The 5,192-nt window shown below is 70.1% G+C and carries 5 protein-coding genes; 2 read left to right on the top strand and 3 right to left on the bottom strand.

Annotated features, from left to right (window positions below; translation table 11 throughout):
- Positions 1–62: 62 nt before the first annotated feature.
- From ACFU5G_RS29035 to coxB, 3 genes are read right to left on the bottom strand one after another with little or no spacing between them, the layout of a single operon-like run.
- The gene (locus ACFU5G_RS29035; protein ID WP_121383858.1) at positions 63–464 is read right to left on the bottom strand and encodes a cytochrome c oxidase subunit 4; all 402 of its coding nucleotides are present in this window, start codon (positions 462–464) and stop codon (positions 63–65) included.
- Entirely contained in the window at positions 461–2,275 is a 1,815-nt protein-coding gene (gene ctaD, locus ACFU5G_RS29030; protein ID WP_377252454.1) for a cytochrome c oxidase subunit I, read from the bottom strand. The genes ACFU5G_RS29035 and ctaD overlap by 4 nt, the downstream gene beginning before the upstream one ends.
- Positions 2,275–3,198 carry a cytochrome c oxidase subunit II gene (coxB, locus tag ACFU5G_RS29025; protein WP_377252452.1) on the bottom strand — a complete coding sequence of 308 codons (924 nt, stop codon included), beginning with the start codon at positions 3,196–3,198 and terminating at the stop codon, positions 2,275–2,277. The genes ctaD and coxB overlap by 1 nt, the downstream gene beginning before the upstream one ends.
- Positions 3,199–3,551: 353 nt before the next feature.
- Here coxB and ACFU5G_RS29020 point away from each other — a divergent pair, with 353 nt between their 5' ends.
- Together ACFU5G_RS29020 and ACFU5G_RS29015 are read left to right on the top strand one after the other, a co-directional pair.
- On the top strand, positions 3,552–4,727 hold the full coding sequence (locus ACFU5G_RS29020) for a cysteine desulfurase family protein (protein ID WP_377252450.1): 1,176 nt from the start codon (positions 3,552–3,554) through the stop codon (positions 4,725–4,727).
- A 52-nt stretch (positions 4,728–4,779) separates the two neighbouring features.
- Entirely contained in the window at positions 4,780–5,046 is a 267-nt protein-coding gene (locus ACFU5G_RS29015) for a sulfurtransferase TusA family protein (protein WP_377252448.1), read from the top strand.
- Positions 5,047–5,192: the final 146 nt, after the last annotated feature.

The following is a 5,192-nucleotide window of genomic DNA, read 5'->3' as shown; positions in this document are numbered from 1 at the left end:
GGGCACTGATGAGTGCTCCGGCCCCAGTTCTATCTCGCCACGGTTCTGTCTCGGCGAGCCGCTCAGTGCGAGTGGATACCCCGCGAGTACTCGAACACCCAGCCCACGAGCGCGATGACCGCGACGCAGAAACCGATGTAGAGCACCCACCAGCCCACGGCCAGGCCGAGGAAGCAGATCGCGGCGGAGCCGGCGATCGCCAGGGGCCACCAGCTCCAGGGCGCGTACACGCCCTGGTCGCCGGCGGCGTCCTCGATGTTGCCGTTCGGGTCGTCCTCGGGCCGGGCGTCGATGCGCCGGGCCGTCAGCGTCAGGTACGCGCCGATCATCGCGACCAGGCCACCGACGAGCGGCATGCCCAGGTAGCCCACGGGCTCCTGCCACTCGGTCATGAAGCCGTAGACCACACCGGCCAGGATGAAGAAGGGCGTTCCCCAGAGGAACAGCCGCGCCTCGATCTTCACTTGCTGGTCCCCTCGTCCGGCTGGTCAACGATGGTCGTGCTGCTCTGGCCCGAGTCGCCGCTGCCGTGCGCGGACCGCTGCTGGGCCTGCGTGTCCTGACCGCGCCGGTCGGCCTCGCCGTAGATGTTGTCGAGCAGACCGCGGTTGTACTCCGGGTGCTCCATGGCGACGACCTCGGGGTGGTGCAGGTCGAACGCCGGCGACTCCGAGCGGATGCGCGGGAGCGACGCGAAGTTGTGGCGCGGCGGCGGGCAGGACGTGGCCCACTCCAGGGAGCGGCCGTAGCCCCACGGGTCGTCGACCGTGACCTTGGGCGCCTTGCGCCAGGTGATGTAGACGTTCCAGAAGAACGGCAGCGTGGACGCCGCGAGGATGAACGCGCCGATGGTCGACACCTGGTTCTCCCAGGTGAAGCCCTCGTCCGGCATGTAGTCCGCGTAGCGGCGGGGCATGCCCTCGACACCCAGCCAGTGCTGGATGAGGAACGTGGTGTGGAAGCCGACGAAGAGCATCCAGAAGTGCACCTTGCCCAGGCGCTCCGACAGCATGCGGCCGGTCATCTTGGGCCACCAGAAGTAGAACCCGGCGAACATCGCGAACACGACGGTGCCGAAGACCACGTAGTGGAAGTGGGCGACCACGAAGTACGAGTCGGACAGCTGGAAGTCCAGGGCCGGGCTCGACAGGATGATGCCGGTCAGACCACCGAAGAGGAAGGTCACGAGGAAGCCGATGGACCAGAGCATCGGCGTCTCGAACGTGAGTTTCCCTCGCCAGAGCGTGCCGATCCAGTTGAAGAACTTCACGCCGGTCGGGACCGCGATGAGCATCGTCATGAACGCGAAGAACGGCAGCATGACGGCACCGGTCACGTACATGTGGTGCGCCCAGACCGTCACGGACAGCGCGGCGATCGCGATGGTCGCGTAGACCAGGCCGGTGTAGCCGAAGATCGGCTTGCGGCTGAAGACCGGGAAGATCTCGGACACGATGCCGAAGAACGGCAGCGCGATGATGTACACCTCGGGGTGGCCGAAGAACCAGAAGAGGTGCTGCCAGAGGATGGCGCCACCGTTCTCCGGGTTGAAGATCTGCGCGTCGAGACGACGGTCGGCACCCAGCGCGAACAGCGCGGCGGCCAGCGGCGGGAAGGCCATCAGCACCAGGAGGCTGGTGACCAGCGTGTTCCAGGTGAAGATCGGCATCCGGAACATGGTCATGCCCGGGGCGCGCATGGTGATGATCGTGGTGATGAAGTTGACCGCACCGAGGATCGTGCCGAAACCGGCCAGCGCCAGGCCGAAGACCCATAGGTCTCCGCCCAACCCTGGACTGTAGGTCGTGGTCGACAGCGGCGCGTACGCGAACCAGCCGAACGACGCGGCACCCTGCGGGGTGAGGAAGCCGGCCGTGGTGATGAGGCCACCGAACAGGAACAGCCAGTAGGCGAACATGTTCAGGCGCGGGAACGCGACGTCGGGCGCACCGATCTGGAGCGGCATGATCACGTTCGCGAAGCCCGCGAACAGCGGGGTGGCGAACAGCAGCAGCATCACGGTGCCGTGCATCGTGAAGAGCTGGTTGTACTGCTCCTTGCTCTGCACGAGCTGGATGCCGGGCTCGAAGAGCTCCGCGCGGATCAGCAGGGCCATGAGGCCGCCGATGCAGAAGAAGATGAACGAGGTGATCAGGTACAGGTACCCGATCGTCTTGTGGTCAGTGGAGGTGATCCACTTGATGATCGTCCGGCCGAGCGTCTGGCGCCCGGGTGCCAGACCCGGGATCAGCTCGGTCGTGGTCGCTGCGGCCATCAGTGCCCAGCCTCCTCTTCCGTGGTTTCCGCCGGGTTGTCGACCGGGCCGGCCGTGCGGGCGAGGTCCATGCCGAGCGATCCGGTCTGGCCCTTCGCCTCGAGGTCCGCCATGTGGGCGTCGTATTCCTCGGCGGACACGACCTTCACGTTGAAGAGCATGCCGGAGTGGAACTCACCGCAGAGCTCGGCGCACTTGCCGGCGTACGTGCCCTCGCGGGTCGGCGTCACCTGGAACGTGTTGGTCCGGTGCGGGATCATGTCCTGCTTGTACAGGAACGCGGGGATCCAGAACGAGTGGATGACGTCACGCGAGTCGAGCGTGAACTCCACGGTCTCGTTCACCGGCAGGTAGAGCGTCGGGAAGGACGTCGACGTGCCGACGGCGCCGTCGAGCTCGTCCTCCGCGGTCACGCTGCCGGGGTCCGCCTCGTGCTCGCCGTAGTCGTAGACGTTGGCGTCGAGGTAGTTGAAGTCCCAGCTCCACTGCTTGCCGACCACCTGGATGTGCTCGGTGGCGGTGCCGTCGACGGTCTTGATGGCCGTCACGTCGCGGTCGGTGTACCAGAACAGCACGAGGACCATGATGATCGGCACTGCCGTGTACATGAGCTCGAGCGGCAGGTGGTAGCGCGTCTGCACCGGGAGCTGGTGGTCGTCCTTGCGCTTCCGGTAGGCCGCGATGCACCACAGCATCAGGCCCCAGGTCACGATGCCCACGGCGAGGGCTGCGATCCACGAGCCCACCCAAAGGTCGGTGATGCGACCGGTCTGGTTAGTCACCTCCCCGTCGCTGTAGCCGGGCAGGTATCCGCGCTGGACGGATTCGCTTGCGCAGCCAGAGGCCAGCACTGCGACTGCGACGGCTAGAGCCGACGCACGCAGGATGGCCCGCCGGGTGCGGGTAGGTGACTTCGAGTGCAAGGGAGGCCTTTCACGTCTCGTCCGGCGCGTCGCACCGGTTTCCTCCCGAGCTCCACGCAGAACCTTCGTCCTCGATGGGATGCAGCCTAGCGCGCTCCGGGGCCTGATGATGCCCGGAACGGACCTCGCGGAACGTGACGCACTCCGCACACGAGGCACACGTCGGCGCTGTTCAGGACACCCGCCCAGGTCGTGTCAGAACGATCGCCGTGCCGGACCTGGGGGTACGGGTGCGAGGATCAGGTTGACGACGGCGGAGGCACGCCGCGAACCGCCGTCCGAACCCCGGATCAGACCCTCGTCAGACCCGTGCGGACCGCCGCGCGGACCCGCCCCCAGCAGCAGGAGGACGTGTGAGCCACGCCACCCCGGCCGACCCGGCCAGGTCCACCACCCCCGGCCGGGTGTACCTCGACAACGGCGGCCGCGCCCCGTGGCACCCGCTCGCCCGGCAGGCGTTCGAGCAGTCCCTGGCCGACGGCTGGGCCGACCCGCGCCGGCTGCACGCGGAGGGCCGCCGCGCGGCCCGGCTGCTCGACGCCGCGCGCGAGGCGATCGCCGCGGTGCTCGGCGCCCGGACCCAGGAGGTCCACCTCACGCCGGGCCACACCGCCTCCCTGCACGCGGCGGTCGCGTCGGCCGCCGCGGCCCGACGGCGCGCCGGCTCCGCCGTCGTGGTCGGTGCCGTGGAACGCGCCGCGGTGCTCCACGCCGCGCGGCTGGCCGGGGGTGGCGCGGCGCGGAGCCCCGTCCCCGTCGACCGGTTCGGGCGGGTCGACGCCGAGGCCATGGCCGCCGCCGTCCGGGCCCCCGGGGTCGCCCTGGCCGCACTGCAGCACGCGAACGGCGAGGTGGGCACCCTGCAGCCGGTCGAGGCCGTGCACGACGCCGCCCGCGCGGCCGGCGTCCCCCTGCTGGTCGACGCCGGGGCGAGCGTCGGGCACGTGGCGGTACCCGACCCCTGGGACCTGCTCGCCGCCGACCCGGCCGACTGGGGCGGCCCCGCGGGGATCGGCGTCCTCGCCGTCCGGCAGCGGGTACGCACCCTGGCCGTCGGCCCCGAGGACGAGGACCCGTGGGCCCCGGGCGGCGTCAGCGTGCCGCTCGCGTTCGCCGCCGCGGTGGCGCTGCAGGCCGTCGAGTCCGACCGCGTGGCGCAGGAGGCGCGGCGTCGGGCCCTCGTGGAGCGGGTGCGTGCCGAGGTGGCGCGCATCCCCGACGTCGAGGTGGTGGGCGACCCGGACGGCCGGCTCCCCCACGTCGCGACGTTCTCGTTCCTCTACGTGGACGGCGAGGCGCTGGTCACGGAGCTGGACCGGCACGGGTTCGCCGTCGGCTCCGGCTCGGCGTGCACCGCGAGCACGCTGGAGCCGTCGCACGTGCTGGCGGCGATGGGCGTGCTCACGCACGGCAACGTGCGGATCGCCCTGGACCGGTCCACGACGGCCGAGGAGGTCGAGCGGTTCCTCGCGGTGCTGCCCGGCGCCGTGGCACGGGTCCGGGAGATGCTGGGTGTCGGTGGCCTGTGACGGCCCGCGCCTCCCGCACGTGTCAGACACACAGGTCACTAGAGTGACCTGTGTGTCTGACACGCTGGTGGACGCTCGCGGGCTGCGCTGCCCGCTGCCCGTGATCCGGCTCGCCGCGGTCGCGAAGGACCTGCCGGCGGGCACCGAGCTGACGGTCCTGTCGACCGATCCCGCCGCCAAGCACGACGTGCCCGCGTGGTGCCGCATGCGCGGTCACGAGCACGTGGGAACCCGGGAGCACCGGGCAGGGAGCTCGGCCGGGGGCTCAGCCGACGGCGAGGACTGGGACGGCTGGTCGGTCACGGTGCGCCTCGGCTGACCGGCGCGGACGCGCCAGGCAATGACTTCGGTCCCTTGCTCCGAGACCGGTCAGTCAACCGACCGGTCTCGATACAACCGACCGATCTCGCACGCGGCGGCCCCTGTGCCCAAGCACGACGGCGGGCCGGTCACCTTGTGGTGCCC

Origin of the sequence: Promicromonospora sp. NPDC057488 (assembly GCF_042802395.1) — a bacterium.
GTDB lineage: Bacteria > Actinomycetota > Actinomycetes > Actinomycetales > Cellulomonadaceae > Promicromonospora.
The sequence above is the reverse complement of the archived record's forward strand: the minus strand, read 5'-3'. Positions and strand labels throughout refer to the sequence as shown.

Coding starts and splice junctions, on each gene's coding strand:
- ctaD (WP_377252454.1), bottom strand. CDS start 2,275: ATGGCCGCAGCGACCACGACCGAGCTGATCCCGGGTCTGGCACCCGGG.